Source organism: Rhizobium sp. FY34 (assembly GCF_005222845.1).
GTDB lineage: Bacteria > Pseudomonadota > Alphaproteobacteria > Rhizobiales > Rhizobiaceae > Neorhizobium.
Genome location: NZ_STFZ01000014.1, coordinates 65428 through 89636, shown reverse-complemented (window position 1 = coordinate 89636; position 24209 = coordinate 65428). Strand labels below are relative to the sequence as shown.

The window sequence follows — 24209 nt, the reverse complement described above, 5'->3', positions numbered from 1 at the left end:
AACTGCCCGCCGCTTGTATAGCATCGCGCCCATGATTGGCCGCGAGACAATGATGATGACGATCAGCGACAGACCCGCCTCCCCCAAACGGGAGGCGACACGCATGCGCAATCGCGAGGCGATCAAGGCTGCCGCCTGGCAGGTATTTTGTGCTAAGGGGCTGGATGCCTCAACTGTCCGCGATATCGTGACGACCAGCGGCGCTTCCATCGGCACCTTCTACAATTATTACGGCACGCGCGAGGCAGTATTTCAGGAGGTTCTGGCCGATCTTGCCGACCAGATCCGCACCATCACCCAGGCCGCTCGCGCAAGCCAGACCGCGCTTGATCCGATGCTGGCGGAAAGCTACCGCGATTTTCTGCAATTCATTCTGGGCATAGAAGGCGCGCTGGATTTCTGCGCATTGAACCAGCACCATATCCGCTCATATCTCTTCACACTGGATGCCACCAGCGGTCTCCTGAGCGATATCCGCAGCGATATCCTGCGCGTCATGCCAGGAGCCACCTTCTCCCCACACGAACTTGCCCAGGTGGCAAATCTCATTGTCGCCAATGCGCTCGAAATTCTTCTCCAGGCGCGGGAGGGGCAAGACCTCGACGTTGCATCGGCCGTCACCTTCATCACCCGTCTGATTGTCGGCGGCATCGGCAGCTGGGACACGTCTTCAACCCCACCGAAATAGAATTTGACGCTACCGTCAAATTTGCTAGCCTGCCGACATGCTTGGGAGGGCATGAGGGATGCAGGATGCCGATTACGTCATCATAGGTGGAGGTCCCGCCGGCGCGGCGCTGGCCGCAAGGCTGATCACCGCCCCGGACAAGCCGCGGGTGATCCTGATCGAGGCCGGGCGGAGCAAACCCTCCCTGCTCTCCATCGTGCCGATCGGCATGGCGGCCCTTGTCCCCTATTGGAACTGGGAAAACTATGCGCTGAAGACGGTACCGCAAAAGGCTCTGAACGGCCGCATGGGCTATATGCCACGCGGGCGTGGGCTTGGCGGATCAAGCCTCATCAATGCCATGATCTATGTGCGCGGCCAGCGCGAGGATTATGATGAATGGGCAAGCCTTGGCTGCACCGGCTGGGGCTGGAAGGATGTGGCGCCGCTATTTCTGCGCGCGGAAGGCAACCGGCGCGGCCAGTCGGACTGGCATGGCGCGGATGGTCCGCTCATTGTCAGCGATCTCGCCAGCCCGAGCCCGCTGTCTGAGGCCTTCATCGAGGCATCGGTCAGCTGCCAGATCCCCCGCAACGATGATTTCAACGGCCCGTCGCAGGAGGGCGTCGGTCTCTACCAGGTGTTCCAGAAGGATGGAGAAAGGCTGGATGCCGCCCGCGCCTATCTGGGAAGCGCCCCCTACCCGTCCAATCTCGTGGTACTGCCTAAGAGCCAGGCGCTGAAGATCGTCTTTGACGGCAAGCGCGCCATCTGCGTTCTGCTGCGCGGGCCCGGCGGCGAACGTCTGGTCAAGGCACGCCGCGAAGTGATCCTCTCGGCCGGGGCCATTGCCTCGCCCCAGCTTTTGATGCTGTCCGGTATCGGGCCTGGGGCGGCGCTGCAGCGGGTCGGCATCCCCGTTCTGCATGCCGCAAACGAGGTCGGCGAAAACCTGCAGGACCATCTGGATTACACCGTCAATGTCAGGATCAAGGCCAAGGGCCTGCTGGGCTACACACCTTCGGCGATCCTTGAAGGATTGTCGGCCATTAGCGCCTACCGGCGCGGCAAGGGCCTGCTCACCAGCAATGTTGCCGAAGCCGGCGGCTTCATCAGGAGCCGGCCGGAGCTTGATCGACCGGACCTGCAGCTGCATTTCTGCATCGGCCTTGTCGATGACCATGCCCGCCGCTTCCACATCTCCACCGGGGCTGCCCTGCATGTCTGTGTGCTGCGGCCGCAAAGCCGGGGCCGCGTTGCACTTGCCTCGCCCAATCCGCGCCACCGCCCGCTGATCGATCCGGATTTCCTGTCGGCGCCCGGCGATCTTGAACTGCTAATGCGCGGTGCCCGGCTTGCGCATCAGATACTTCGCGCCGAGCCGCTGGCACGCTATGCTGGGCGGATGGTTCACCCGGTCGATGACAGAGATACACAAGCACTGGAGGCCGCCATTCGTGCCCGCGCCGATTCGATCTATCACCCGGTCGGCACCTGCCGCATGGGAGGCGACGACGCATCCGTGGTCGATCCTCAGCTGAAGGTTCGCGGCGTGGAAGGGCTTCGCGTCGTCGATGCCTCCATCATGCCAAGACTGGTGAGCGGCAACACCCAGGCCCCGTCTGCCATGATTGGCGAAAAGGCGGCGGATCTGATCCTCGGACGGGCAACATGATAACGACCATTCTTCGCGGGCGCTTCGATGCGCAGTTTTCCGCCTCGCGCCAGATGCCTGCGCCGGATGCCAGCCTGCGGCGTGATCGCCTGCTTCAGCTGCAAACGCTGCTGATCGACAATGCGGACGCCCTTTGCACGGCAATCTCGGCAGATTTTGGCGGCCGCTCGGTGTCCGAGACGAAGCTTCTCGAACTGCTGCCCGCCGTGCGCGGCATTGCCCATGCGCGCCGCAAGCTCGCCGGCTGGATGAAGGATGAGCGGCGCCCGGTCGAGCTCATCTTCCAGCCGTCGAAAGCCTGGCTGCGTCACGAGCCGCTTGGCGTTGTCGGCATCATCTCGCCGTGGAACTATCCGCTGCTGCTCGCCGTCTCGCCGCTCACCGATGCGCTTGCAGCCGGCAACCGTGTCATGGTGAAGCCATCGGAACTGACGCCCGCCTTTTCCGAACTGTTTGCGACCCTGATTGCCAGCCGGTTTGATGCGCAAGACATCACAGTCATTCCCGGCGATGTCGAGGTGGCAAAGGCCTTTGCCGCCCTGCCCTTCGATCACCTGTTCTTCACCGGCTCGGCCACTGTCGGGCGCTCCGTCATGCGCGCTGCCGCCGAAAATCTCACGCCTGTGACACTGGAGCTGGGCGGCAAGTCGCCCGCCATCGTGGCCGAGGATTATCCGCTGGAAAAGGCGGTGCAATCCATTGCTTTTGGCAAATTCGTCAATGCCGGGCAGACCTGTATCGCACCCGACTACGTGCTGGTGCCACGCGACAAGATCGACGCCTTCGCAAAAGCCTTTCTGGCACGCGCCGAAGAGGCCTATCCGGGCGTCATCGGCAATGAGGATTATTCCGCCATCATCACCGATCGGCACAAAGACAGGCTCAACGCGGCATTGGCTGAGGTGCAGGATGCCGGCTGCAGGGTTCTCAACCATGAGAGCTGGATACAAAACAGCCGGCAATGCGCGCCAACGCTGGTCATCGATCCGCCGCCAACCTGCCTGCTGATGCGCGAGGAAATCTTCGGACCAATCCTGCCGGTGATCGGCTATGACACGCTGGACGAGGCGCTCGCCCTCGTGAATTCCAGGGATCGGCCGCTGGCGCTCTACCTCTTCACCCATGACCGCAAGGTTGAGGAGGAAGTCCTGTCACGCGCCACGTCCGGCGGTGTGACGGTGAACGGCACGCTTTTGCATATTGCACAGCACGGCCTGCCCTTTGGCGGCATCGGACCCAGCGGCATGGGCGCCTATCACGGGCATGAAGGCTTTAAACGGCTTTCGCATGCACGCGCCGTCTACAAGGTCGGGCCGGTCAACGGCTTTGAATGGTTCGGCCCGCCCTGGGGCCTGCTGTCACGGCTGGCGCTGCGCCTCCTCGGCGGGATCCGCTGAAGAGGCGCAAGATTGTAGCATTTACGAGAAGGCGATCTGTGCCTTCATCGCCTGGCTTCTGTCGGAGGCGATCTCGAAGGCCGACAGCGCCTCATCGAGCCCGACCGTGTGGGTGATCAGCGGCTTGACGTCGATCAACCCCTTCTGCATCAGGCCGACACCGGTTGCGAACTCCTCATGGAAGCGGAAGGAGCCGCGCAGCTCCAGCTCCTTGGCGGTGATCGCCATCATCGGCAGGCTCATATCGCCGCCAAGACCCAGCTGGACGATGACGCCGCGGGGGCGAAGGGCGGCAATGCCGGCGACAAGGGCCGGTTGGGCACCGGAGCACTCGTAAAGCACGTCGAACGTGCCCTTGTCCGCTCCATAGGCGACCAGCGCATCGGGCTCCTTTGCCGTATTGATCACCCGATCAGCCCCCACTTTGGCGGCCAGCGACAAGGTGAAATCGGAAAGATCCGTCGCAACGATTTCCGCGGCTCCTGCCCGGCGGGCAGCCAGGATCGACAACACGCCGATTGGACCGCAGCCGGTGACGAGCACGCGCTTGCCCAGCATTTCACCGGCGCGACGCGTAGCATGCAGCACGACAGCGAGCGGTTCTGCCATGGCCGCTTCACCCGGCGTCAACCCGTCGGCTGCCACGCATTGCAACTGATCGGCGACCAGGCTTTCGCGAAAGGCGCCCTGGATATGCGGAAACGGCATGGCGCTGCCATAAAAACGCATGTTGAGGCACTGGTTGTGCAGGCCCTGCTGGCAGTAGCGGCAGGTTCGGCAGGGGCGCGACGGCGAAACCGCCACCAGCTGGCCGAGCGTAAAGCCGGACACACCGGCGCCAAGCTCTTCCACATAGGCCGAGACTTCGTGACCGAGGATCATCGGTTCCTTCAGCCGCACCGTGCCGAAACCGCCGTGATTATAATAGTGCAGGTCGCTGCCGCAGACGCCGCCGGTCGCCAGCCGCAGCCGGACTTCACCGGGCCCTGGCTTGTCCAGCGGGCGGTCTTCGATGCGCAGATCCTTGGCGCCGTGTGCTACGATGGCTTTCATGGGTCTATCCTCCTCACAGCACCGGGGTCAGAAGCGGCTGGCCGGCAAAATGCGCCATCAGATTGTCGCGCACGAGCTTGCCCATCGCCTGGCGGGTCTCGATCGTGCCAGAGGCGTGATGCGGCTGCAAAAGCACATTGTCGAGCGCAAGAAAACGCGGGTTGAGCTTCGGTTCGCCTTCAAAGACATCAAGTGCGGCCGAACCAAGCTTGCCGGTTTCCAGCGCCGAAAGCAGCGCTTCCTCATCGATATTGGACGCACGCGAAATATTGATCAGCATGCCTTCGGCCCCAAGTGCCGCGATGACCTTTTCGCCAACGATGTGGCGGGTGGCGGCAGAAGCGGCAAGCGTGACGAACAGGAAGTCGCAGCCGCTCGCAAGCTCCACCGGATCGGCAACGAAGGTCATGTCGCTGGCATAATCCTTCGGTCCGGTATCGGAATAGGAGATCTGCATGTCGAAACCCTTGAGCCGCTTGGCAACTTCAAAGCCGATGCGGCCAAGGCCGAGAACGCCTGCCCTGCGGCCCCAGACGCGGCGCTTCAGCGGATAAAGGCCCTTGGCGGCCCAGCTGCCATCGCGCACCCAGGTTTCCGCACCGATCATGCCGCGCGACAGGCACAGCATCATGGCAAGACCCAGATCGGCCACATCATTGGTCAGAACGTCCGGCGTATTGGTAACCCGGATGCCACGCTCGCGGCAGGCTTCCAGATCCACGGCATCGAAACCCACGCCATAGACGGAAATCACTTCCAGCTTCGGGCAGGCCTGGATCATGGCGCGATTTGCCCCAAGTTCTCCTCGGGTCGCAATGCCGCGAATCTGCGGTCCCACCGTCTGCAGGAAGGCTGCCTTGTCTGCGGCATCGAAATAACGATGCACGTCAAAGGCCGCGTTCAACGGCTCTTCATCCCACTGCGGATAGGGCCCAACCTGAAGGATATGGGGCTTTGTCATTTCGGTATCTCCGTCCCTTGACATTGAATGTTATCGATAACATAAACAGAGCAACTCGACTTGTCGAGATGCGTTTCGGGAGGAAAAATTGAGCGTTCAGCTGTTCGATCTCACGGGCAAGCGTGCCCTTGTCACCGGTTCGTCGCAGGGCATCGGCTTTGCGCTGGCCAAGGGCCTGAAGGCGGCCGGCGCCGATGTCGTCCTCAATGGACGCGACGCGGCTAAGCTGCAGGCAGCGGCCGAAAGCCTTGGCGTGAAACATACTTTGGCCTTTGATGCCACCGATCACGCAGCCGTCAGGGCCGCTGTCGATGCCTTCGAAGCAGAGCATGGCGCCATCGACATTCTCGTCAACAATGCCGGCATGCAGCACCGCACACCGCTGGAGGATTTTCCGGCGGAAGCCTTCGAGCAGTTGTTGCGCACCAATGTCTCGACCGTCTTCAATGTCGGCCAGGCGGTGGCGCGCCACATGATAGCCCGCGGCCGCGGCAAGATCATCAATATTGCCAGCGTCCAGACCGCGCTTGCCCGCCCCGGCATCGCGCCCTATACCGCCACCAAAGGCGCTGTCGGCAACCTGACAAAAGGCATGGCCACCGACTGGGCGAAATACGGCCTGCAATGCAATGCCATTGCGCCGGGCTATTTCGATACCCCGCTCAATGCAGCGCTTGTGGCTGATCCGGCCTTTTCCGCCTGGCTGGAAAAGCGCACGCCAGCGGGTCGCTGGGGCCAGGTCGATGAACTCGTCGGCGCCTGCATTTTCCTCGCCTCGAATGCCTCCTCCTTTGTGAATGGACACGTGCTCTATGTCGACGGCGGAATCACAGCATCCCTCTAAAGGGTCAATGCGCCTGGTGCTGATGGGGGTTGCCGGCTCCGGCAAGTCCTCCGTCGGCGAGGCGCTGGCGAAAGCCATCGATGCCCGTTATTTCGATGGCGACGACCTCCACCCGCAAGCCAATATCGACAAGATGAGCCGTGGCGAAGCCTTGAATGACGAGGATCGCTGGCCCTGGCTGACGCTGGTTGGCGAAGCGCTGTCGAAGGCGGATGGCACACTGATCATCGGATGTTCGGCGCTGAAGCGCATCTATCGCGATCATATCCGCAAGACTGCCGGGGCACCGGTCATCTTCGTGCATCTGGCCGGCTCGCGTGCCGTCATCTCGGCGCGCATGGGCGCCCGCACCGGCCATTTCATGCCGACAAAGCTGCTCGACAGCCAGTTTGCCACGCTCGAGCCACCGGCGGCCGACGAAGCGGCCGTCACCGTCGATATCGACCAGAGCCTGGACAGTGTCGTTCAATCCATCATCACCGCCTTGAAGGAGTTGAAGCCATGACGAACACGGTCGCCCTGATTGGAGCCGGCGCCATGGGTGGCGCCATCGGCACACGCCTCTTGGAAACCGGCAACCGGCTTTGCGTCTTCGATCTGGATGCCGACAAGGTGAAGGCGCTGGTTGATCTCGGCGCCACATCGGCCCCGACGGCGGCTGACGCCGCAGCGCAAAGCGATGTGGTGATCCTCAGCCTCAATTCGCCACTCATCGTTCGCCGCGCCGTGTTTGGCGAAACGGGCGTCGCCTCTGGTGCCAAGCCTGGCACACTGATCATCGACATGTCCTCGATCGATCCCGACGCAACAAAGCAACTGGCTGCGGATGCCGCAGACAAAGGCCTGCGCTGGGTCGATAGTCCCTTGTCCGGCGGCGCACCGAAGGCGCTGATCGGACAGCTGACGCTGATGGCCGGCGGTGCAGACAAGGACGTGGCGGATGCCCATGCGGTGCTGAAGCATGTGGCGAGCAACTATACGCATATGGGGCCCGTGGGCGCCGGCCAGACGACCAAGCTGATCAACCAGGTTCTCTGCGGCCTCAATTTCCTGGCGGTCGCCGAAGCAACCCAGCTGGCGCTCGATGCCGGCGTCGATGCCGCCAAGATCCCGCAGGCGCTGAAGGGCGGGCGCGCCGACAGCGCCATCCTGCAGGAATATATGCCGCGTTTCGTCGCCAAGGATTACCGCCGCACAGGCCGTATCGACAATATGGTCAAGGATCTGAACGGGGCGCAGGATCTGGCGCGCCGCACCAATACCGCCATGCCGCTGACGGCCACCTGCGCAGAAGTGCACCGTATGCTGACGGCGGCCGGCCTTGGCGGCGAGGATCAGGCGGCCTTGATGGAATTTTTCCGGGGACCCAACAGGGAGAGGTTTGAAGAATGATTACCCGTTTTGCGCTGTTTGAAGGCAAGGTCAAGGAAGGCCAGACCGAGGCGTTCCGCAAGGCCGTGATGGAACGCATCCTGCCGAAATGGAAGGCGTTTCCGCATGCGCTCGACGTGCGTGTTTCGTTTGCCGAAGCCCGCGACGATGGCGCGCCGGAACTGCCGATGATCCTGGCAATCAACTATCCGGATCTGGCAAGCGTCGAAGCGGCACTTGCAAGCCCGGCCCGCACCGAAGCCAAGGCTGCCACCGAAGCGGTGCTGGCCGAGTTCTTCGACGGCCGCATCCATCACCATGTGACACTTGCCAATGAGCATGTGCTCTGATTGAGGGGCTCCTCCTGACTGCGGCACCTGCGGGTGCCGCTTTTTTGTTGTCGGTATCAAAGCCTGGCCGTGTTCACGCTCTTGTCATCGCTTCGCTTTCAGCGTGTAGTGCTTGTGATAACGATAACATGAGACATAGCGCATGAACCGCAAGCCGCCCACCATGGCCGATATTGCCAAATCGCTTGGCGTTTCCCCGATGACGGTGTCGCGCGCCTTCAAGCGCGACAGCGCGGTCAGCCAGGAAACCCGCGAAGCGATCCTGCTTGCGGCAGAAGAGCTGGGCTATGTGTTCGACAGCACGGCAGCGAACCTGCGCTCGCAGAAGACGGATTTCGTGGCCGTTACCATTCCCTCGATCAACAATGCCAATTTTGCCGAAACCGTGCGCCAGCTGGCCGACGGGCTGTCGCGCGCCGGACTGCAGATCCTGCTGGGTTATACAAACTACGATATTCACGAGGAAGAGCGACTGATCGAGCAGCTTCTGCGCCGCAAGCCGCAGGCCATCGTCATTACCGGCGGCCAGCATACGGAGCGTGCCCGCAAGCTTCTGTCGAATGCCAGCATCCCGGTGGTGGAAACCTGGGAACTACCGGAAAAGCCGATTGGCCATGTCGTGGGCTTTTCCAACACGCAGGCCATCCGCGAAATGGTCGATCACTTCGTGGAAACCGGCTATCGCCGGATTGCCTTCATGGGCGGCGATGCCGCCAATGATACGCGCGGCGCCGAACGTCGTGCCGGTTTCGTGGCCGCCATGCGCGAACACGGCCTTGATGCGACGCGCCTGATCTCGTCGGGTGCACCGCCGATCGGCATGCGCGAGGGCGCCAAGGCCATGAGCGAACTTCTGGAACGCTTTCCAGATACCCAGGCTGCCATCTGCGTGTCGGATCTTTCCGCATTCGGCGCGCTCACCGAATGTCAAAGGCGTAATGTCCGGGTGCCGGAGGATATGGCACTCGGCGGCTTCGGCAATTATGATATCGGCGCGATCTGCGTGCCGCCGCTCACCACCATCAACGCCTTTGCCGGCGATATCGGCGCGCGCACTGCCGAATTGATCAGCGACGTTCTGGATGGGAAATTTCCCCAGGGCGCCATGCAGACGATCAGCTTCAACCCGGTGCTGATTGCCCGCGAAAGCAGCCGCTGATCTTCCAGACGACAAAGGCGGGAAGGATGTCTCCTCCCCGCCATTTTCATAAGTCAACGAGCCTGCTTACTTCGAGGCGGCAACGATCTGGTTGACCAGCGTGTCGCCATTCGCCTTGATGAAACCATCCCAGACCGGGCGCACGGCTGCCTGGAAGGCTGCCGCATCCACATCCCGATTGACCTGCATGCCTTCCTTTTCCAGCGTCGCGAGCATGCCCTCTTCCTTGGCAATATTCATCTCACGCTGCTTGGCCACAGCTTCCTTCGCCACTTCGGTGATGATCTTCTGCTCGTCGGCACTCAGGCCCTTCAGGTTCTCACTGTTCATCACCATGGCAAGCGGCGAATAGGCGTGCTGGGTGAGCGACAGATATTTCTGCACCTCGTTGAACTTGAATGAAACGACGATGCCGACTGGATGATCCTGCGCATCGACAACCCCGGTTTCCAGCGCGGTATAGAGCTCGGCAACCGGGATCTGCTGCGGATTGGCGCCCAGCAGCGAGAACATGTCGTTCAGGGCGCGTGAATTGTTGACGCGCATCTGCAGGCCCTTCAGATCGTCGGGCTTGCGGATCGGGCCATTGTTGTTGGTGATGTTGCGATAGCCGTTTTCCGGATAGCCGAGCACCGTCAGGCCATGCTTGGTGAACTGGGCGGAAATGCCCTGGCCGATCTCGCCATCGAGAACCTTATAGGCGACCTGTCGCGTCGGGAAGATGAAGGGAAGTTCGAACACGCCGGCCTGTGGCACCAGTCCGGTGAAATTGTTGAGGCCGGAAATCGTGATGTCGACAATGCCGGACCGCGCGCCATCGATCATCTGGGCATCATTGCCCAGCTGTCCCTGCGGAAAGATGGTGACCTTGATCGCGCCCTTGGAGCGGGCCTCCACCTGCTCCTTGAAATAGATCGACATAGTTTGCTGGAGATCGCCCTCCGGTGCGGCATGGGCAAGCTTCAGCTGCGTTTCGGCAGAGGCTGACAGCGCTGTACTGACGAGAAGCGCGGCGCACAGCCCGACAGATTTGAAGAATGTCTGCATGTAGGGTCCTCCCAGGATTGAAGTCACTTGCTTCACTTCAACATGAACTGAAGCGGATAGGTTATGAGTTCGGGAAAGATCACGAACAGGGCCAGAAGCACGGTATAGGCAATCAGGAAGGGCATAAGCCCCCGCATGGCAGCTGACATCGTGGTGCCGCCAACCCCGCATATCACGTTCAAGACAGTGCCGACCGGCGGCGTGATGAGCCCGATAGAGCAGTTGATGACGAACATCAGGCCAAAATAGACCGGATCGATACCGGCAATCTTGATGACCGGCATGAACAGCGGCACGAGGATCAGGACCGTTGGGCTGAGATCCATGGCTGTGCCCACGATGAAGACGATGATCATGATGATCGCCATCAATGTGCGGGGGCTGTCGAGGAAGGGTTCCAGCAGCCCGGCGAGCTGTTGAGGCAATTGCGCGACCGTGATCAGCCAGGAGACGACCATTGCAGCACCGACCAAGAACATCACCATCGCCGTCGTACCCACTGCAGCGACCAGCGTATGGTAGAGATCGATCCACTTCATTTCGCGATAAATGAACATCGATACGATGATGGCATAGACGGCCGCAACCACCGCCGCTTCCGTGGCAGTAAAGACACCGCTGCGAATGCCGCCGATGATGATGACCGGCAAGAGCAGGGCCCAGAAACTCTCCTTGAGCGCTTTGCCCCGCGCAGGCCAGGACGCCTTTTCCATCACCACGAGCTTTTCCTTGCGCACGATGAACCACCACACGACAACCAGCGTCAGACCCATCATCAGGCCGGGAACGATGCCACCGATCAGCAGCTTGCCGATGGAAATGTTGCCCGCGACGCCGATGAGGATGAGCGGTAGGGAGGGTGGAATGACAGGCGCAATAAGGCCGCCAGACGCAAGCAGGCCCAAACTGGTTTCCTGCGGGTAGCCAGCCTTCTTCATCATCGGATAAAGGATGGAGACGAGTGCCGCCGCATCTGCCACCGCTGAGCCCGACAGGCCAGCCAGCACGATGGAGGTGAAGATGGCAACATAGCCAAGCCCGCCCTTGCGATGGCCGACCAGCGTCATGGCGAGGCCGACAATACGGGCGGACAGGCCGCCCCGCGACATGACTTCGCCTGCGACAAGAAAGAAGGGAATGGCAAGCAGCGTGAAACTGTCGACACCATTGATGAGCGACTGCGCCAGGATGTCCACGCTGAACAGATTCATCTGAAGCATCATGGCAACAGCCGAAAGCAGCAGTGCAAATGCTACGGGAATGCCGAGCAGAATGGCGACGATCAGAACCGTAATGAAAATGAAAAGCGTCATGCCACGTCTCCGTCATGGCGAGCCAATTGGCCGGATGCCGGATTGACGAGACGCATGATTGCGATCACCACCATGGCGACACCGGAAACCACACCTGAAAGATAGAAGAGACCCAGCGGCAAACCGGTCAGGGGCGATATATTGACCCAATTGGATACCGTAACCCGCCACGAACCAATGACGAGCATCATGGAGGTTCCCAGCACCACCAGCCAGCTCAACCTGTTCAGCCAAGGCAACCAGCGGGGAAAATACTTCTCGGCGACTTCCGGCATGCCCAGATGTTCGCCCCGCTTCAATGCAGACACGGCACCGATCATGACGATCCAGACAAATGCCAGCCGGGACAGCTCAACCGAGACCCGCAGGCCCGACGAAAACCCGTAGCGCATCACGACATTGGTAAAGACCAAGGCGATCATCGCCGCCATCAGGATCGCCATCATGATATCGATCCAGGTCCAAAGGAACGACAAAAGTCGGCCCATGGCACTCCTCCCCCATTTCTCCCGGCTGTGTCATTTAGTGACGACAGCAGTGACTCCACTCACTTGAGGTAAATTGTTATCGATAACATTCAAAGGCGTCAAGCGTTGCACTGCGATAAAATCAAAGGTGTGAAGATGGCCCGTTTGCGTCAGAGGTCACGCACATAAAAGAGCAGCCGCCCGAAGATGAGGGACAGCCGCTGCTCTTGGAGAACCTTGTTCGATCAATAGGTTGCGCGTCCGCCGGACAGGTCAAACACGGCGCCCGTGGTAAAGCTGTTTTCCCGCGACACCAGCCAGGCGACCATGGATGCCGCCTCTTCCACCTTCAGGAACCGGCCACGCGGGATTTTTCCGCGCATGTACTCGATGAACTCCTCGGAGAGTTGTTCAAGGATGCGGGTCTGGGCCGTGGCCGGCGTGATGCAATTGACGGCAATATCGAAGCCCGCCAGTTCTTTGCCGAGCGATTTGGTCAGCCCGATCACGCCCGCCTTGGAAGCGGAATAGGCAGACGCGTTCGGATTGCCCTCCTTGCCGGCAATCGAGGCAATGTTGACGATGCGCCCGTAATTGCGGGCCTTCATGCCCGGCACCACGACGCGGTTCACATGGAAGGTGCCGATCAGGTTTATGTCGATGATCGTTCTGAACATGGCGACATCATAGGCATCGAGCGGTGCTGCCGGCCCGGCAATGCCGGCGGAATTCACCAGGATGGAGACAGGGCCCATCTCCGCCTCGCTTGCCGCATGGGCCGCCTCGACGGCTGAATAATCGGTGATATCCACCGTTACCGTGCGGGTCCTTTCACCGAGCGAGGCTCTCGCCTCCGCCAAAAGCTCGGCATGCATGTCCCAGAGCGTGACGCTTGCACCGGATTGGATGAACCGCCGGGCCATGGCAAAGCCCAGGCCTTGAGCACCGCCGGTGACCACGGCATGCTCGCCGGAAAGATCATAATGGTTCATGGCCTGCCTATTCCTTCACGGCGCCGGTCATCGACGAGACGTAGTAATCGACAAAGAACGAATAGAGGATGACGACGGGCAGCGAGCCGAACAGGGCGCCGGCCATCAGCGATCCCCATTCGAAGATATCGCCGCGCACCAGTTCGGTCAGCACGCCGACCGGTACCGTCTTGTTCTCCGAGGACTGGATGAAGGTGAGCGCATAGATGAACTCGTTCCACGACAGCGTGAAGGCGAAGATGCCCGCCGAAATCAGGCCCGGCACGGCGAGCGGCAGGATGATCTTAGTCAGGATCTGCCAGCGGCTGGCGCCATCCACCAAAGCGCTTTCTTCCAGCTCGAAGGGGATTGAGCGGAAATAGCCCATCAGCAGCCAGGTGCAGAAGGGAATGAGGAAGGTCGGATAGGTGAAGATCAGCGCCATGCGGCTGTCATAGATGCCGATCTTGAAGACGATGAAGGCGAGCGGAATGAAAAGGATCGACGGCGGCACCAGATAGGCGAGGAAAATCAAGAGGCCGACGGAACGCGAACCGGTAAAGCGGATGCGCTCGATGGCATAGGCGCCAAAGACCGAGGCAAACAGCGACAGCGCCGTGGAGGCGGTTGCTACCAGCATCGTGTTCCACAACCAGCCGGGATAGGAGGTCTCAAACAGCAGATATTTGATATGGTCGAGCGTCGCATCGACCACCCAGAAGGGGCTGTAATTCTCGTAGTCCGTCAGCTGGGAGTTTGGCTTCACCGAGGTAATCGCCATCCAGTAGAAGGGAAACAGAAGCACGAAGACAAAGACGGCCATGGGCAGATAGACCGTCACCACCCGGCGCGGCAGGCGGTTGAGATAGGACATGCCCTGGCTGTCATCGGTCAACGGCGCATCGGATGCTGGAACCTTGGTGTTCATGGTAGTCTCCATGGTCAGTCGCCCCCGCCCTGCTGCCACTTGCGGCGCTGCAACCCGAAGAAGGAAAACATGATGGCGGCAAGCAGGAAGGGGATCATGGCAACGGCAATCGCCGCCCCCTCGCCCAGCTGCCCGCCGGGAATGGCGCGCTGGAAGGACAATGTGGCCATCAGATGCGTGGCATTGACTGGCCCGCCCTTGGTCAGCACGTAGATCAGCTGGAAATCGGTAAAGGTGAAGAGTACCGAAAAGGTCATGACGACGGCAATGATCGGCGTCAGCATCGGCAGCGTCACATGGCGGAAGCGCTGCCAGCTGGTGGCGCCATCGAGAGAGGCGGCCTCCTGCAACGAGGCCGGAATGGTTTGCAGGCCGGCAAGCAGCGAGATGGCGACGAAAGGAATGCCACGCCAGACATTGGCGGCAATCACCGAAGCACGCGCGGCATTGGGATCGCCGAGGAAATTGATCGGCGTATCGATAAGCCCCATTTTCATCAGCGACCAGGAAATGATGGAGAACTGCGCGTCGTAGATCCACCAGAAGGCGAGTGCCGACAGCACCGTCGGCACGACCCAGGGCAGAAGCACGATGGCGCGAAAGAAGGATTTGAACGGCAGGTGCTCGTTCAAGAGCAGCGCCAGCCAGAGGCCAAGCGCGAATTTCAAGAGCGAGGCGACCGTCGTATAGAGGATAGTGTTGAACACCGAGAGCCAGAATACGCCGTCATCCCAGAGAAACCCGTAGTTCTCCAGGCCGACAAACACGCCGTCACGTCCGATGGTCGTATCGGTAAAGCCGAGCCAGACGCCCAACCCCAGCGGATAGGTTAGAAAGCAGAGGAGGAAAACGGCAGCCGGCAACATGAAGAGAAAGCCCAGCACGTCGCGATTGTTGGTCATGCGCGACCAAAGGGATCGCTGCGGCAAGCTATGTTCCGTCATAGGTGTCATCGTCATGGGGATCGGACTCCAGAAACAGGGGCTCGAAACGGGATACGGGGCCTTGCCCGTATCCCGAGACGTGGCGATGTCAGACGCGGTAGTAGCGGTTGGCACGCTTTTCGGCGGCGGCAATCGCGTCATCGGGCGTTGCCGCTCCGGTCACCACCGAAGCGAACATGTCGACGAGCACATAATCGGCCATGACGGCCGCCGAGGCATAGCCGAGCGGACCGGCATAGCCGTTCGGCCGCAGCGTTTCAGACGCACGCGCATAGGGCGCGTGGATCGGGTTTTCCGTCCAGACCGGATTGTTGGCAAAGGCCTTCAACGGCTGGCAGCAATAGGCACTGGCTCCCTTCAGCCAGGCATTCATCTGGTCGGCTTCCATCATGAACTTGATATAGGCCTTGGCCGCTTCCGGATATTTCGTATGCTTGAACAGCACCATCGAACTTGTCTGGTGCAGTTCGATGCTCTTGCCGACCGGACCGATGGGGAAGTTCGTGCTGCGCATATCGGCGGTGATTTCGGCCAGTTTCGGATCGTTCTTGGCGGCGTAATAGATCGACACGCCATTGGCTGTCAGCGACACCTGACCGGCAAGGAATGCACGGTTGTTGTTGATGTCGAGCCAGCTTTCCGTGCCCGGAATGAAGGTCGCGTAAAGCTCCTTGGCATAGGCAAGGGCTGCGCGCGTTTCAGCCGAGTTGATGGCAACCTTTCCGCTCTCGTCCACCATCTTCCCCCCATGGCTCCACAGCAGCCAATGGGCATAGTTGTTGCCATCGCCGACAGCCTTGCCATGCGGGAAGCCGGCGGGCGTGCCCTTGGCCTTCATCGCCTTGGCAAGCTCCAAGAAGCCCTTGGTATCCTTCGGGAACTCGCTGAAGCCGGCCGCCTTCACATGGCTGTCGCGGTAAACGACGGCATTGCCGATCGCCGTCAGCGGCATGGCGATGAACTTGCCCTCGCGCGTGGCATAACCCTTCACGCCCTCGTAAAAGCCGCCATATTTGCCGTCGAGATAGGTGCCAAGCTCGGTGAGATCCACCAGCTTGTCGGGATACTGGTGCGCATCATCGAACCAGCACATCACAAGGTCTGGACCGGAACCGACATTGGCAGCAACGGCAGCCTTCGGGCGGATATCCTCCCAGCTTTCCTTGTCGATGCGCACTTCCACACCGGTTGCCTCGGTGAACTTCTTGGTATTGGCAAGCCAGGCTTCCTCATCACCCTTGACGAAGGGAGACCAGCGCAGCATGCGCAGGCTAGCGCCAGCTTCCGGCTTGTAGGCCGGTTCTGCCGCCTGAACGGGCCGCAGCCCGAGGCCCGTCAGGCCCGAGGCACCGACAAGACCGGCGGTACCGGCCAGGAATGTTCTTCTCTTGATGGTCATGAATGCTCCTCCTCCAAATCGGGACGCTCCTTGCGTGGCACCCGCTGTCCCGCCGGCGAATGCCGAGATCTCATGCACTGCTGGATCTGGGCACGGCCGGAGGCTCCTCCTCCGCCGGCAATGCCGTCTTGATCATGCGAGAAGCCGCATGCCGCTCTCCTCGTCAAACAGGTGGACGAATTGCGGGTCGATAGCGATCGTGATCGCCTCGCCGGGGCGCACCTCGACACGCTCGCGAAAGACGCAGGTGATTTCCGATCCGCCGAAATTGACGACGATCTGCGTCTCGTAGCCGGTGGGTTCGATCACCACAACCTCTGCGCGATAACCGCTGGCGTCGAGGCGGATATATTCAGGCCGCAAACCATAGACGAGAGGCTTGCCGACGGATGAGGGAAAGCCCTTCGGCAGAGGCAGCCGGGTGCCATCCACCGCCACGAAGACCTGCGGGTTTGCCGGGTCCAGACGCCCCTTGACCATGTTCATCGCCGGCGAGCCTATGAAGCCGGCAACGAAGAGATTGTTGGGAAAGTCATAGAGCTGCAGCGGCGTGCCGATCTGCTCGACACGCCCATCATGCATGACGACGATCTTGTCGGCCATGGTCATGGCCTCGATCTGGTCATGCGTGACATAGACGGTCGTGGTCTTAAGCCGGTGATGCAGTTCCTTGATCTCGGCGCGCATGGCGACGCGCAGCTTGGCATCGAGGTTCGACAAAGGCTCGTCAAACAGGAAGACCTGTGGATCGCGCACGATGGCGCGCCCCATGGCGACGCGCTGGCGCTGGCCGCCGGACAATTGCCGCGGATAGCGATCAAGCAGTGGCATGAGGCCGAGAATGCCGGCGGCATAATTGACGCGCTTGTCGATCTCTGCCTGCGAGGCAGAGGCGAGCATCAGCGAAAACGCCATATTCTTGGCCACCGTCATATGCGGATAGAGCGCATAGTTCTGGAATACCATGGCGATATCGCGTTCCTTGGGCGGCAGGCTGTTGACCGTGCGCCCGCCGATGCGGATCTCGCCGCCGGAAATGTTTTCCAGCCCCGCCAGCATGCGCAATAGCGTGGACTTGCCACAGCCGGACGGCCCGACAAGGATGACGAATTCCCCATCCTCAATATCAATATTGACGCCCTTGATGACGGGGAAAGCGCCGAAGGATTTCTTCACCTCGGCAAATTGAACAGTGGCCATGCGTCTCCTCCCAGAGTGCAATGCTGAATGTCTATTGATCTGCATCTCGGTGATCCTGCGGGCTCCTCAACGCCGCAGGACCGCCGAAAGGCAGGCGTTCGGTCGCCTATCCGCGACCGACAAAGGGCATTTTCGTTGCCATCACCGTCATGGTCAGCACATTCGCATCGAGCGGAAGGCTCGCCATATAGGTGACGGCATTGGCAATATGCGCCGGATCGATCGTCGGTTCGGCGGCAATCGAGCCGTTGGCCTGGATGACGCCGGCGGCAATCTTCTGCGTCATGTCGGTCCCGGCATTGCCGATATCGATCTGGCCGCAGGCGATATCGAAATTGCGCCCGTCAAGCGCCGTCGATTTGGTCAGACCCGATATGGCGTGCTTGGTGGCCGTATAGGGTGCGGAATTGGGCCGCGGCGTGGTGGCAGAAATCGAACCATTGTTGATGATGCGGCCACCGCGCGGGCTTTGCGCCTTCATGATGCGGAAGGCAGCTTGCGTGCACAGAAACGCCCCGGTGAGATTGGCACCCAGCACCGCACTCCATTGTTCGAACGTGATGTCTTCCATCGGCACGCCCGGCGCGCTGATACCGGCATTGTTGACCAGCAGATCAAGCCGCCCGAAGCTTTCGACAATCCCATCGAACAGGGCCTTTACCGAGGCCGGGTCGCCAACATCCGCCGTCATCGCTTCCACGCGACCACCGGTTTTAGCTGCAATGTCTTCGGCTGCCGCCTTCAGCACATCGCTGCGCCGCCCGGAAATTACCACCTGGTAGCCGGCCTCAGCCAATGCCGTGGCGATGGCCCTGCCAACGCCGGTTCCGCCACCCGTTACCAGCGCGATTGCTGCGGTCTTATTGCCGTCTGCCAGGGTCATGCCATTCTGCCTCCCAATTCGTCTTCAATATGGATCCGGATAATCTCGTCGAATGTCGTCTCGGCCTTGAAACCAAGGCCTTCCGCGCGGCTGGCATCGAAATTCGTCGGCCAGCCGGCCACGATCTTGGCAATACCCGCATCGGGCTCGCGGCGGATCAAAGTCACCGCCTTATTCCCTGCAACGCGCCGCAAAGCCTCGATCTCTTCGCCCACCAGCGCCGAAAGGCCCGGCATGGTCAGGTTGCGGCGCGGGCCGATAGGCCCCGTCTCCATTGTTGCGGCATGGACGAAGAAGCCGACGGCCGAGCGCGGACTTGCAAACCAGTGGCGCACATCCTCGCTGACGGGAAGCACGGCCTGCTTGCCGGAAAGCGGCTCGCGCAGGATATTGGAAAAGAAGCCGGAGGCAGCCTTGTTCGGTGTGCCCGGCCGAATGCAGATGGTTGGCAGGCGGATACCGACACCATCGAAAATGCCACGGCGGGAATAGTCGGCCAGCAGCAGTTCGGTGATCGCCTTCTGCGTGCCATAGCTGGTGAGCGGCGTGGTGAAGAACTCCTCTTCAATCACATCATGGAAGGGCGCTCCGAAAACGGCGATGGAAGAGGCAAATACGAGGCGCGGCAGATAGGGCTCGCGCAGCCCTTCCTGGCGGATTGCCTCAAACAGCATGCGCGTGCCATCGAGATTGACCGCATAACCCTTGTCGAAATCGGCCTCAGCCTCGCCAGACACGATAGCCGCAAGATGGATGATGATGTCCGGCCGGCCTTCGATCAGCATTGCCGCCGTGCCCGGTGCTGCCAGATCCACGGTGAGGGTTTTGGCAATTGGCGCAAGTGAGGCCGGCACCTGCGGCGCAAAGGCATCGGCCAGCGTCAGGCGCATGATTTCACCACCGAGAATGCCCGGCGTGGCGGCGATTTTTTCGACAAGCTTGCGGCCCACCATGCCGGCGGCCCCGATCACCAATACATGCATAATCTCGGCTCCTCCCTGCCATTCTCATCTGCCCGGCCCGCTCCCACGGACTTAACTCAGGCTGTCGTATTCACAGTGCGGCGCTCCTCCAGCACCGGCTTTGCCGCCATGTCGCGGGTCGTCTCATAGATATGCGTCAGATGCCGGCGAAAGGCCTCGACCACGGCCACCCTGTCGCGTCGCTTCAGCGCATCGACAATCTCCACATGGTCCGCATAGCTTCCGGCAGTCGCCCCCGGCATCGCCATGGCATGACGCCGGTGATCCATCAGATAGCCGTAGAGATCCACGACGAAATCGCAGAGTAGCGGATTGCCGCAGGCGCGGTAGATCGCCAGATGAAATTCACGGTCGCAGATCAAAAAGCGCATCGTGTCATCGCCCACCTGCCGCTGCACCTCCAGAAGCGCATCAAGCTTGTCGAGTGTGTCTTGCGTGATGCGATCGACGGCCTGGCCGACCACATCGAGTTCCACCAGCAGGCGTGCACCGTGCACCGCCTCCAGATCATAACGATCGATGGCGCTCGGTGAGGCGATCGTGATCGGCAGATGGCTGAGATCCACATCCGCCACGCGGCTGCGGCTGCCTTGAGAAACCTCGATGAAACCTTTGGCGGCGAGGATCTGGATGGCGCCGCGCACTGTCTCACGGCTGACATGCAGCACATGGGCAAGCTCGCGCTCGCCCGGCAATTCGTCTCCGGGACGCAGCATGCCGGTTGCAATCAATGTCGTGAGTTTATCGGCCACGGCATCGCGCGCCGTCTGGCGGGTGATCGAGCCACCGAGGTTTGGAACCTGTGTCAGAATGCCGTCGGTCTTCATGCCCCGCCATCCATGTTTCGTCCCAACCCAGCCCCGCATTGCTTCATCGCAACTGGTCTGCTGGACGGACCACCGGGTATGTTGATAGCGGTGCGCCGGGGCATGGTCAATGCGGATTCGTCGCTGCAGCGCGGCAGGAATGAGAGCTGCGTTCATCGCAGCGCCTCCATCCACGACAGCCCGGCATCGGTGGTCGAACGCGGACGGTACTCGGCGCCAACCGGTCGGTGATATCCAAGTTTTTCCAGATGCTTGAGGATATGGCGGTAGTCGATTTCACCGGAATCCGGCTCGCCGCGATCCGGCACGGCGGCGATCTGCACATGGCCGATCAGAGGCATCAACCGCGCCAGCCTGTGGCTGAGATCGCCTTCCATGATCTGCACATGATAGCAATCGAACATCAGCTTCAGGTTTGGCGCAGCGACCGCCTCGATGATCTTAACCGCCTGAACGGAGGTGCCGAGAAAATAGCCCGGCGCATCGCGCGCGTTGAGCGGTTCGATGAGGATGGTGATGTCATGCGCTTCAGCCAGCGCGCAGGCATAGCGCAGATTGTCGATGAAGACCGCCTGTGCCACAGGCCCCTCGGCTATGCCCGCCATGACATGCACATTGGGTGTCTCGATTGCCACCGCATAGGCGATTGCCTCGCGGATGGCGGCCTTTGCCTCGAGTTCTCGGCCGGGAATGGCGCAAAGTCCGTTATCGCCAGCGCCTGCATCGCCGCGCGTGGTGTTGAGCCCCAGCATGGTGAAGCCGGTTTCGATCAGCGCTGCGCGCACTTCCTTTGCCGGCACCGCGTAGGGCCAGTGGCATTCGACGGCATCAAAGCCGGCAGCCTTTGCCGCGCGGATGGCATCGGAAAGCGCCAGGTCCTGCCACAGAAAACCAAGATTGGCGGAAAACAGCGTCATCAGTCCCACTCCACATCGAAGGTTCGGACGATTTCGGCAACCTGCGCAAAATTCAGCAGGCGCGGGTTCATGCCGCGCGTCAGAAGCGCAAGCTTTGCCGTCTCCTCCAGCTCCTCCACCGCATAGACGGCGGCTTCCAGATCCTTGGCCGCTACCACCGGCCCATGATTGGCCAGCATCACCGCCGAGCGCCGGCCGGCCAGCCCGCGAATGGCATCCCCCACCGCCGAGTCGCCGGGAATGAAATAGGGTAGAAGCTTCACCTTGCCGAGCTTCATAATCGAGTAGGCGGTGAGTGGCGGCAACATATTGTCGGGATCGACATCCGGCAGCATGGACAGCGCCACCGAATGGCAGGAATGCAGATGCACGACAGCGCCGGTCTTTGCCGGTCGCGTCTCGTAAAATGCGGCATGCAGCGGCATTTCCTTGGTCGGCTTGTCGCCGCTGGCAAGATGGCCGTCTGCATCGAACAGCGACAGCCGGGCGGGATCAAGGCTACCGAAGGATGTGCCGGTTGGCGTAACCAGCAAGCGGCCATCGGAAAGCCGCGCCGAAATATTGCCGGAGGAACCGCCGGTCAGCCCCCGGTCGAACAGGGATTTTGCCATGCGGCAGATATCGTCGCGCAGTCGTGTTTCTTCGCTCATCGGGCCTCCAGAACATCGAAAGCGTCGCTGAAAAACGCCTCTGTGCCGAAATTGCCGGATTTGAGCGCCAGCGCAACCGGTTCGCCATCCTTGCGGGCATAGGTCCACGGCACGCCCGGCGCAATTTCGCGGCCAACCGACAGCCGGGACACACCCAGGGCGCTCGCAACCGCACCGGAGGTTTCGCCGCCGGCAACCACGAAACGCCGCACGCCCAGCCGGAAGGCCTCGAGCGCCAGTTCGGCGAGCGCCTGTTCGATCAGATGGCCGGCACGTTCCACGCCAAGCCTGTCCTGCGCTGCCCGCACCGCCTCTGGCTCTGCTGTGGCATAGATCAGTTTCGGCTGATCCGGGGACTGCGACCGCAACCAGAAAAGTGCAGCGCCGGTTCCTTCGGCATCCAGCAAAAGCGGGTCCAGCCGCAAACAGGCAGCGCGACCTTCATAATGGGCGACCTGTCGGCGGGTCATGGCCGAGCAACTGCCGGACAGGACGATCTGTCCGCCTGTGACGGGCGGCGCTGAAAACCTCTGCCCGGTCAAGGACAGACGGCCGGCCCGCGCAAAGAGAGCCGGCAAAGGCATGGCAAGTGCGCTTCCCCCGGTAATGAGAGGAAAATCGAGACTGGCCTCGGCAATTGTTGCGAGATCCTCATCCGCCACCGCATCGACAATGACATGGGCGATCCCCTGCCCTTTCAGCTCGGCAAACCGGGCCTTCAGCGCATCGGCACCGCGCGCGACGCTGAGCCGATTGGCAAGCCCGACTTTTCCCTTCACCTGGGGCCCAAGCAGCCGCAGAAGACTGGAATCGCGCATCGGCGTCAGCGGGTGATCCTTCATCGGGCTTTCATCGAGCCGATCCTGCCCGACGAACAGATGGCCCATGAAAATGCTGCGGCCATTTTCCGGAAAGGCCGGGCAGTAGAGGGTCTGTCCAGTGCCAAGCGCTGCCATCAGCGCCTCGGAGACCGGGCCGATATTGCCTCTGTCCGTGCTGTCGAATGTCGAGCAATATTTCCAGTAGAATTTCTGTGCTCCGTGGCGGGCCAGCCAGTCGAGCGCCGCGCGCGTCTGGCTGACGGCATCGTCGACGGCAACAGTCCGGCATTTCAGGGCGATGATCTCGAAGGGCGCAAGCCCGTCTCTCGGCTCATCCTTTTCCGGCAGGCCGATGCGCAGCGATACCGGGCAGCCGCTACGCGCCAGGAGCCCGGCAAGATCGGTTGCGCCGGTAAAATCATCCGCGATGGCACCGAGAAGAATAGTCATGACCTACTCCATGCCCGGCAGGGTCACGCCGCTCATCCTTGCCAGGATCTTGGCAACCGCCGCATCATCCTCGCGGCCAAGACCTGCCGCTGATGCCTGGCTGAAAAGGGAAAGAGCCGTGGCGCTCAAGGGTGTCTCGCCACCGTTCTGCTTTGCCTCGCCCGTCACGATGCCGAGATCCTTGACGAAAATATCAACGGCCGAGCGCGGCGTGTAATCGCCATCGACGATATGCGGCCCGCGATTTTCGAACATCCAGGAGGAGCCCGCCGAAACCTTGATAACGTCATAGACCGTCTGCAGGTCAAGACCAACTTTGGCGGCAAGCGTCAGCGCTTCAGCGGCCGCTGCAATATGCACGCCGGCAAGCAACTGGTTGATCATCTTGACCTTGGAGCCGAGCCCGATGTCGCTTCCCAGCCGGAAAACCTTGGCAGACACGGCATCCAGCGCATCCTGTGCTGCCTCAAAGGCATCATCTGCGCCAGAACCCATGACGGTGATCTCGCCGGACAGCGCCTTCACATGCCCGCCGGAGACCGGCGCATCGATGACGCGCATGCCGGCCGCTTCGAGCTTCTGCGCGATATCGAGCGTTGCGCTGGGCGCCATCGTCACGCAGAGCAGAAATACCGTGCCGGGGCTTGCCGTTGAAAGGGCGCCGGTCTCACCGAAGAGGACTTGGTTTGCCTGATAAGAATTGACGACGAAAACGAAGACAACATCGCTTGAACCGGCCTCCGCCGGCGTTGCAAAGGCTTGCCCGCCCTCGGCGCGAAACGCTTCCAGCACGGTGGGGCGGATATCGACGCCCTTCACGGAAAAGCCCGCGCGCAGCAGCGATAGTGCTGCACCCCAGCCCATCGAGCCGAGCCCGATCACGGTTGCTATACGATTGCTCGCCACTTCCATTCCTCCCTCTGGTCGCCGCG

25 protein-coding genes are annotated in these 24209 nt (G+C 61.1%); 8 read left to right on the top strand and 17 right to left on the bottom strand.

Annotated features, from left to right (window positions below; genetic code table 11):
- Positions 1 to 52: 52 nt before the first annotated feature.
- From E8M77_RS11325 to E8M77_RS11315, 3 genes are read left to right on the top strand one after another with little or no spacing between them, the layout of a single operon-like run.
- A complete protein-coding gene (locus tag E8M77_RS11325; RefSeq protein WP_205910475.1) occupies positions 53 to 688 on the top strand; it encodes a TetR/AcrR family transcriptional regulator in 636 nt (211 codons plus the stop codon).
- 58 nt (positions 689 to 746) lie between these two features.
- Positions 747 to 2342 (top strand): GMC family oxidoreductase N-terminal domain-containing protein, encoded by a 1596-nt coding sequence (locus E8M77_RS11320; RefSeq protein WP_137130745.1) that lies wholly within the window; start codon positions 747 to 749, stop codon positions 2340 to 2342.
- Entirely contained in the window at positions 2339 to 3739 is a 1401-nt protein-coding gene (locus tag E8M77_RS11315; protein ID WP_137130744.1) for a coniferyl aldehyde dehydrogenase, read from the top strand. Before E8M77_RS11320 ends, E8M77_RS11315 begins: the two co-directional genes overlap by 4 nt.
- Before the next feature lie 21 nt (positions 3740 to 3760).
- On the opposite strand, the gene E8M77_RS11310 is transcribed toward E8M77_RS11315, so the two are convergent.
- Positions 3761 to 4792: an L-idonate 5-dehydrogenase gene (locus E8M77_RS11310; protein ID WP_137130743.1), complete on the bottom strand. Its 1032-nt coding sequence runs from the start codon at positions 4790 to 4792 to the stop codon at positions 3761 to 3763.
- A 13-nt stretch (positions 4793 to 4805) separates the two neighbouring features.
- Positions 4806 to 5753 carry a 2-hydroxyacid dehydrogenase gene (locus E8M77_RS11305; protein ID WP_170975827.1) on the bottom strand — a complete coding sequence of 316 codons (948 nt, stop codon included), beginning with the start codon at positions 5751 to 5753 and terminating at the stop codon, positions 4806 to 4808.
- A gap of 88 nt (positions 5754 to 5841) precedes the next feature.
- Here E8M77_RS11305 and E8M77_RS11300 point away from each other — a divergent pair, with 88 nt between their 5' ends.
- The 5 genes from E8M77_RS11300 (at position 5842) to E8M77_RS11280 (ending at position 9477) form a co-directional block, all read left to right on the top strand.
- On the top strand, positions 5842 to 6597 hold the full coding sequence (locus E8M77_RS11300) for an SDR family oxidoreductase (RefSeq protein ID WP_137130741.1): 756 nt from the start codon (positions 5842 to 5844) through the stop codon (positions 6595 to 6597).
- A gap of 7 nt (positions 6598 to 6604) precedes the next feature.
- Positions 6605 to 7102, top strand: a complete 498-nt coding sequence (locus tag E8M77_RS11295) for a gluconokinase (protein ID WP_246659225.1) — start codon at positions 6605 to 6607, stop codon at positions 7100 to 7102.
- Complete coding sequence (locus E8M77_RS11290) at positions 7099 to 7989, top strand: NAD(P)-dependent oxidoreductase (protein ID WP_137130739.1); 891 nt, start codon at positions 7099 to 7101, stop codon at positions 7987 to 7989. Before E8M77_RS11295 ends, E8M77_RS11290 begins: the two co-directional genes overlap by 4 nt.
- Positions 7986 to 8318, top strand: a complete 333-nt coding sequence (locus tag E8M77_RS11285) for a hypothetical protein (protein ID WP_137130738.1) — start codon at positions 7986 to 7988, stop codon at positions 8316 to 8318. The genes E8M77_RS11290 and E8M77_RS11285 overlap by 4 nt, the downstream gene beginning before the upstream one ends.
- Positions 8319 to 8460: 142 nt before the next feature.
- Positions 8461 to 9477 (top strand): LacI family DNA-binding transcriptional regulator, encoded by a 1017-nt coding sequence (locus E8M77_RS11280; RefSeq protein ID WP_246659224.1) that lies wholly within the window; start codon positions 8461 to 8463, stop codon positions 9475 to 9477.
- Between the two features lie 66 nt (positions 9478 to 9543).
- On the opposite strand, the gene E8M77_RS11275 is transcribed toward E8M77_RS11280, so the two are convergent.
- The 15 genes from E8M77_RS11275 to ltnD form a co-directional block, all read right to left on the bottom strand.
- Positions 9544 to 10524 (bottom strand): DctP family TRAP transporter solute-binding subunit, encoded by a 981-nt coding sequence (locus E8M77_RS11275; RefSeq protein ID WP_137130737.1) that lies wholly within the window; start codon positions 10522 to 10524, stop codon positions 9544 to 9546.
- A gap of 32 nt (positions 10525 to 10556) precedes the next feature.
- Positions 10557 to 11837: a TRAP transporter large permease subunit gene (locus tag E8M77_RS11270; RefSeq protein ID WP_137130736.1), complete on the bottom strand. Its 1281-nt coding sequence runs from the start codon at positions 11835 to 11837 to the stop codon at positions 10557 to 10559.
- Positions 11834 to 12325 carry a TRAP transporter small permease gene (locus E8M77_RS11265; protein WP_137130735.1) on the bottom strand — a complete coding sequence of 164 codons (492 nt, stop codon included), beginning with the start codon at positions 12323 to 12325 and terminating at the stop codon, positions 11834 to 11836. Before E8M77_RS11265 ends, E8M77_RS11270 begins: the two co-directional genes overlap by 4 nt.
- A 224-nt stretch (positions 12326 to 12549) precedes the next feature.
- Positions 12550 to 13296 carry an SDR family NAD(P)-dependent oxidoreductase gene (locus E8M77_RS11260; protein ID WP_137130734.1) on the bottom strand — a complete coding sequence of 249 codons (747 nt, stop codon included), beginning with the start codon at positions 13294 to 13296 and terminating at the stop codon, positions 12550 to 12552.
- A 7-nt stretch (positions 13297 to 13303) separates the two neighbouring features.
- Entirely contained in the window at positions 13304 to 14203 is a 900-nt protein-coding gene (locus E8M77_RS11255; RefSeq protein WP_137130733.1) for a carbohydrate ABC transporter permease, read from the bottom strand.
- Positions 14204 to 14217: 14 nt separating this feature from the next.
- A complete protein-coding gene (locus tag E8M77_RS11250; protein WP_137131085.1) occupies positions 14218 to 15147 on the bottom strand; it encodes a sugar ABC transporter permease in 930 nt (309 codons plus the stop codon).
- Positions 15148 to 15235: 88 nt separating this feature from the next.
- On the bottom strand, positions 15236 to 16546 hold the full coding sequence (locus tag E8M77_RS11245) for an ABC transporter substrate-binding protein (RefSeq protein WP_137130732.1): 1311 nt from the start codon (positions 16544 to 16546) through the stop codon (positions 15236 to 15238).
- A 132-nt stretch (positions 16547 to 16678) separates the two neighbouring features.
- On the bottom strand, positions 16679 to 17746 hold the full coding sequence (gene ugpC, locus E8M77_RS11240; RefSeq protein ID WP_137130731.1) for a sn-glycerol-3-phosphate ABC transporter ATP-binding protein UgpC: 1068 nt from the start codon (positions 17744 to 17746) through the stop codon (positions 16679 to 16681).
- Positions 17747 to 17852: 106 nt separating this feature from the next.
- The gene (locus tag E8M77_RS11235; protein ID WP_137130730.1) at positions 17853 to 18629 is read right to left on the bottom strand and encodes an SDR family oxidoreductase; all 777 of its coding nucleotides are present in this window, start codon (positions 18627 to 18629) and stop codon (positions 17853 to 17855) included.
- Positions 18626 to 19612 carry a D-erythronate dehydrogenase gene (denD, locus tag E8M77_RS11230; RefSeq protein ID WP_137130729.1) on the bottom strand — a complete coding sequence of 329 codons (987 nt, stop codon included), beginning with the start codon at positions 19610 to 19612 and terminating at the stop codon, positions 18626 to 18628. The genes E8M77_RS11235 and denD overlap by 4 nt, the downstream gene beginning before the upstream one ends.
- Positions 19613 to 19668: 56 nt before the next feature.
- Positions 19669 to 20439, bottom strand: coding sequence for a FadR/GntR family transcriptional regulator (locus E8M77_RS11225; RefSeq protein ID WP_137130728.1), 771 nt, complete (start codon positions 20437 to 20439; stop codon positions 19669 to 19671).
- Between the two features lie 152 nt (positions 20440 to 20591).
- The gene (locus E8M77_RS11220) at positions 20592 to 21356 is read right to left on the bottom strand and encodes a TIM barrel protein (protein ID WP_137130727.1); all 765 of its coding nucleotides are present in this window, start codon (positions 21354 to 21356) and stop codon (positions 20592 to 20594) included.
- A complete protein-coding gene (otnC, locus tag E8M77_RS11215) occupies positions 21356 to 22006 on the bottom strand; it encodes a 3-oxo-tetronate 4-phosphate decarboxylase (protein ID WP_137130726.1) in 651 nt (216 codons plus the stop codon). The genes E8M77_RS11220 and otnC overlap by 1 nt, the downstream gene beginning before the upstream one ends.
- Complete coding sequence (gene otnK / locus E8M77_RS11210; protein WP_137130725.1) at positions 22003 to 23277, bottom strand: 3-oxo-tetronate kinase; 1275 nt, start codon at positions 23275 to 23277, stop codon at positions 22003 to 22005. The genes otnC and otnK overlap by 4 nt, the downstream gene beginning before the upstream one ends.
- A 3-nt stretch (positions 23278 to 23280) precedes the next feature.
- On the bottom strand, positions 23281 to 24183 hold the full coding sequence (gene ltnD, locus E8M77_RS11205) for an L-threonate dehydrogenase (protein ID WP_246659223.1): 903 nt from the start codon (positions 24181 to 24183) through the stop codon (positions 23281 to 23283).
- Between the last annotated feature and the right edge of the window lie 26 nt (positions 24184 to 24209).

Excerpts from the sequence above, each read along its gene's own strand:
- E8M77_RS11325 (WP_205910475.1), top strand. The coding sequence starts at position 53 with ATGATGACGATCAGCGACAGACCCGCCTCCCCCAAACGGGAGGCGACA.
- E8M77_RS11320 (WP_137130745.1), top strand. The coding sequence starts at position 747 with ATGCAGGATGCCGATTACGTCATCATAGGTGGAGGTCCCGCCGGCGCG.
- E8M77_RS11315 (WP_137130744.1), top strand. The coding sequence starts at position 2,339 with ATGATAACGACCATTCTTCGCGGGCGCTTCGATGCGCAGTTTTCCGCC.
- E8M77_RS11310 (WP_137130743.1), bottom strand. The coding sequence starts at position 4,792 with ATGAAAGCCATCGTAGCACACGGCGCCAAGGATCTGCGCATCGAAGAC.
- E8M77_RS11305 (WP_170975827.1), bottom strand. The coding sequence starts at position 5,753 with ATGACAAAGCCCCATATCCTTCAGGTTGGGCCCTATCCGCAGTGGGAT.
- E8M77_RS11295 (WP_246659225.1), top strand. The coding sequence starts at position 6,605 with ATGCGCCTGGTGCTGATGGGGGTTGCCGGCTCCGGCAAGTCCTCCGTC.
- E8M77_RS11290 (WP_137130739.1), top strand. The coding sequence starts at position 7,099 with ATGACGAACACGGTCGCCCTGATTGGAGCCGGCGCCATGGGTGGCGCC.
- E8M77_RS11285 (WP_137130738.1), top strand. The coding sequence starts at position 7,986 with ATGATTACCCGTTTTGCGCTGTTTGAAGGCAAGGTCAAGGAAGGCCAG.
- E8M77_RS11280 (WP_246659224.1), top strand. The coding sequence starts at position 8,461 with ATGAACCGCAAGCCGCCCACCATGGCCGATATTGCCAAATCGCTTGGC.
- E8M77_RS11275 (WP_137130737.1), bottom strand. The coding sequence starts at position 10,524 with ATGCAGACATTCTTCAAATCTGTCGGGCTGTGCGCCGCGCTTCTCGTC.
- E8M77_RS11270 (WP_137130736.1), bottom strand. The coding sequence starts at position 11,837 with ATGACGCTTTTCATTTTCATTACGGTTCTGATCGTCGCCATTCTGCTC.
- E8M77_RS11265 (WP_137130735.1), bottom strand. The coding sequence starts at position 12,325 with ATGGGCCGACTTTTGTCGTTCCTTTGGACCTGGATCGATATCATGATG.
- E8M77_RS11260 (WP_137130734.1), bottom strand. The coding sequence starts at position 13,296 with ATGAACCATTATGATCTTTCCGGCGAGCATGCCGTGGTCACCGGCGGT.
- E8M77_RS11255 (WP_137130733.1), bottom strand. The coding sequence starts at position 14,203 with ATGAACACCAAGGTTCCAGCATCCGATGCGCCGTTGACCGATGACAGC.
- E8M77_RS11250 (WP_137131085.1), bottom strand. The coding sequence starts at position 15,147 with ATGACGGAACATAGCTTGCCGCAGCGATCCCTTTGGTCGCGCATGACC.
- E8M77_RS11245 (WP_137130732.1), bottom strand. The coding sequence starts at position 16,546 with ATGACCATCAAGAGAAGAACATTCCTGGCCGGTACCGCCGGTCTTGTC.
- ugpC (WP_137130731.1), bottom strand. The coding sequence starts at position 17,746 with ATGGCCACTGTTCAATTTGCCGAGGTGAAGAAATCCTTCGGCGCTTTC.
- E8M77_RS11235 (WP_137130730.1), bottom strand. The coding sequence starts at position 18,629 with ATGACCCTGGCAGACGGCAATAAGACCGCAGCAATCGCGCTGGTAACG.
- denD (WP_137130729.1), bottom strand. The coding sequence starts at position 19,612 with ATGCATGTATTGGTGATCGGGGCCGCCGGCATGGTGGGCCGCAAGCTT.
- E8M77_RS11225 (WP_137130728.1), bottom strand. The coding sequence starts at position 20,439 with ATGAAGACCGACGGCATTCTGACACAGGTTCCAAACCTCGGTGGCTCG.
- E8M77_RS11220 (WP_137130727.1), bottom strand. The coding sequence starts at position 21,356 with ATGACGCTGTTTTCCGCCAATCTTGGTTTTCTGTGGCAGGACCTGGCG.
- otnC (WP_137130726.1), bottom strand. The coding sequence starts at position 22,006 with ATGAGCGAAGAAACACGACTGCGCGACGATATCTGCCGCATGGCAAAA.
- otnK (WP_137130725.1), bottom strand. The coding sequence starts at position 23,277 with ATGACTATTCTTCTCGGTGCCATCGCGGATGATTTTACCGGCGCAACC.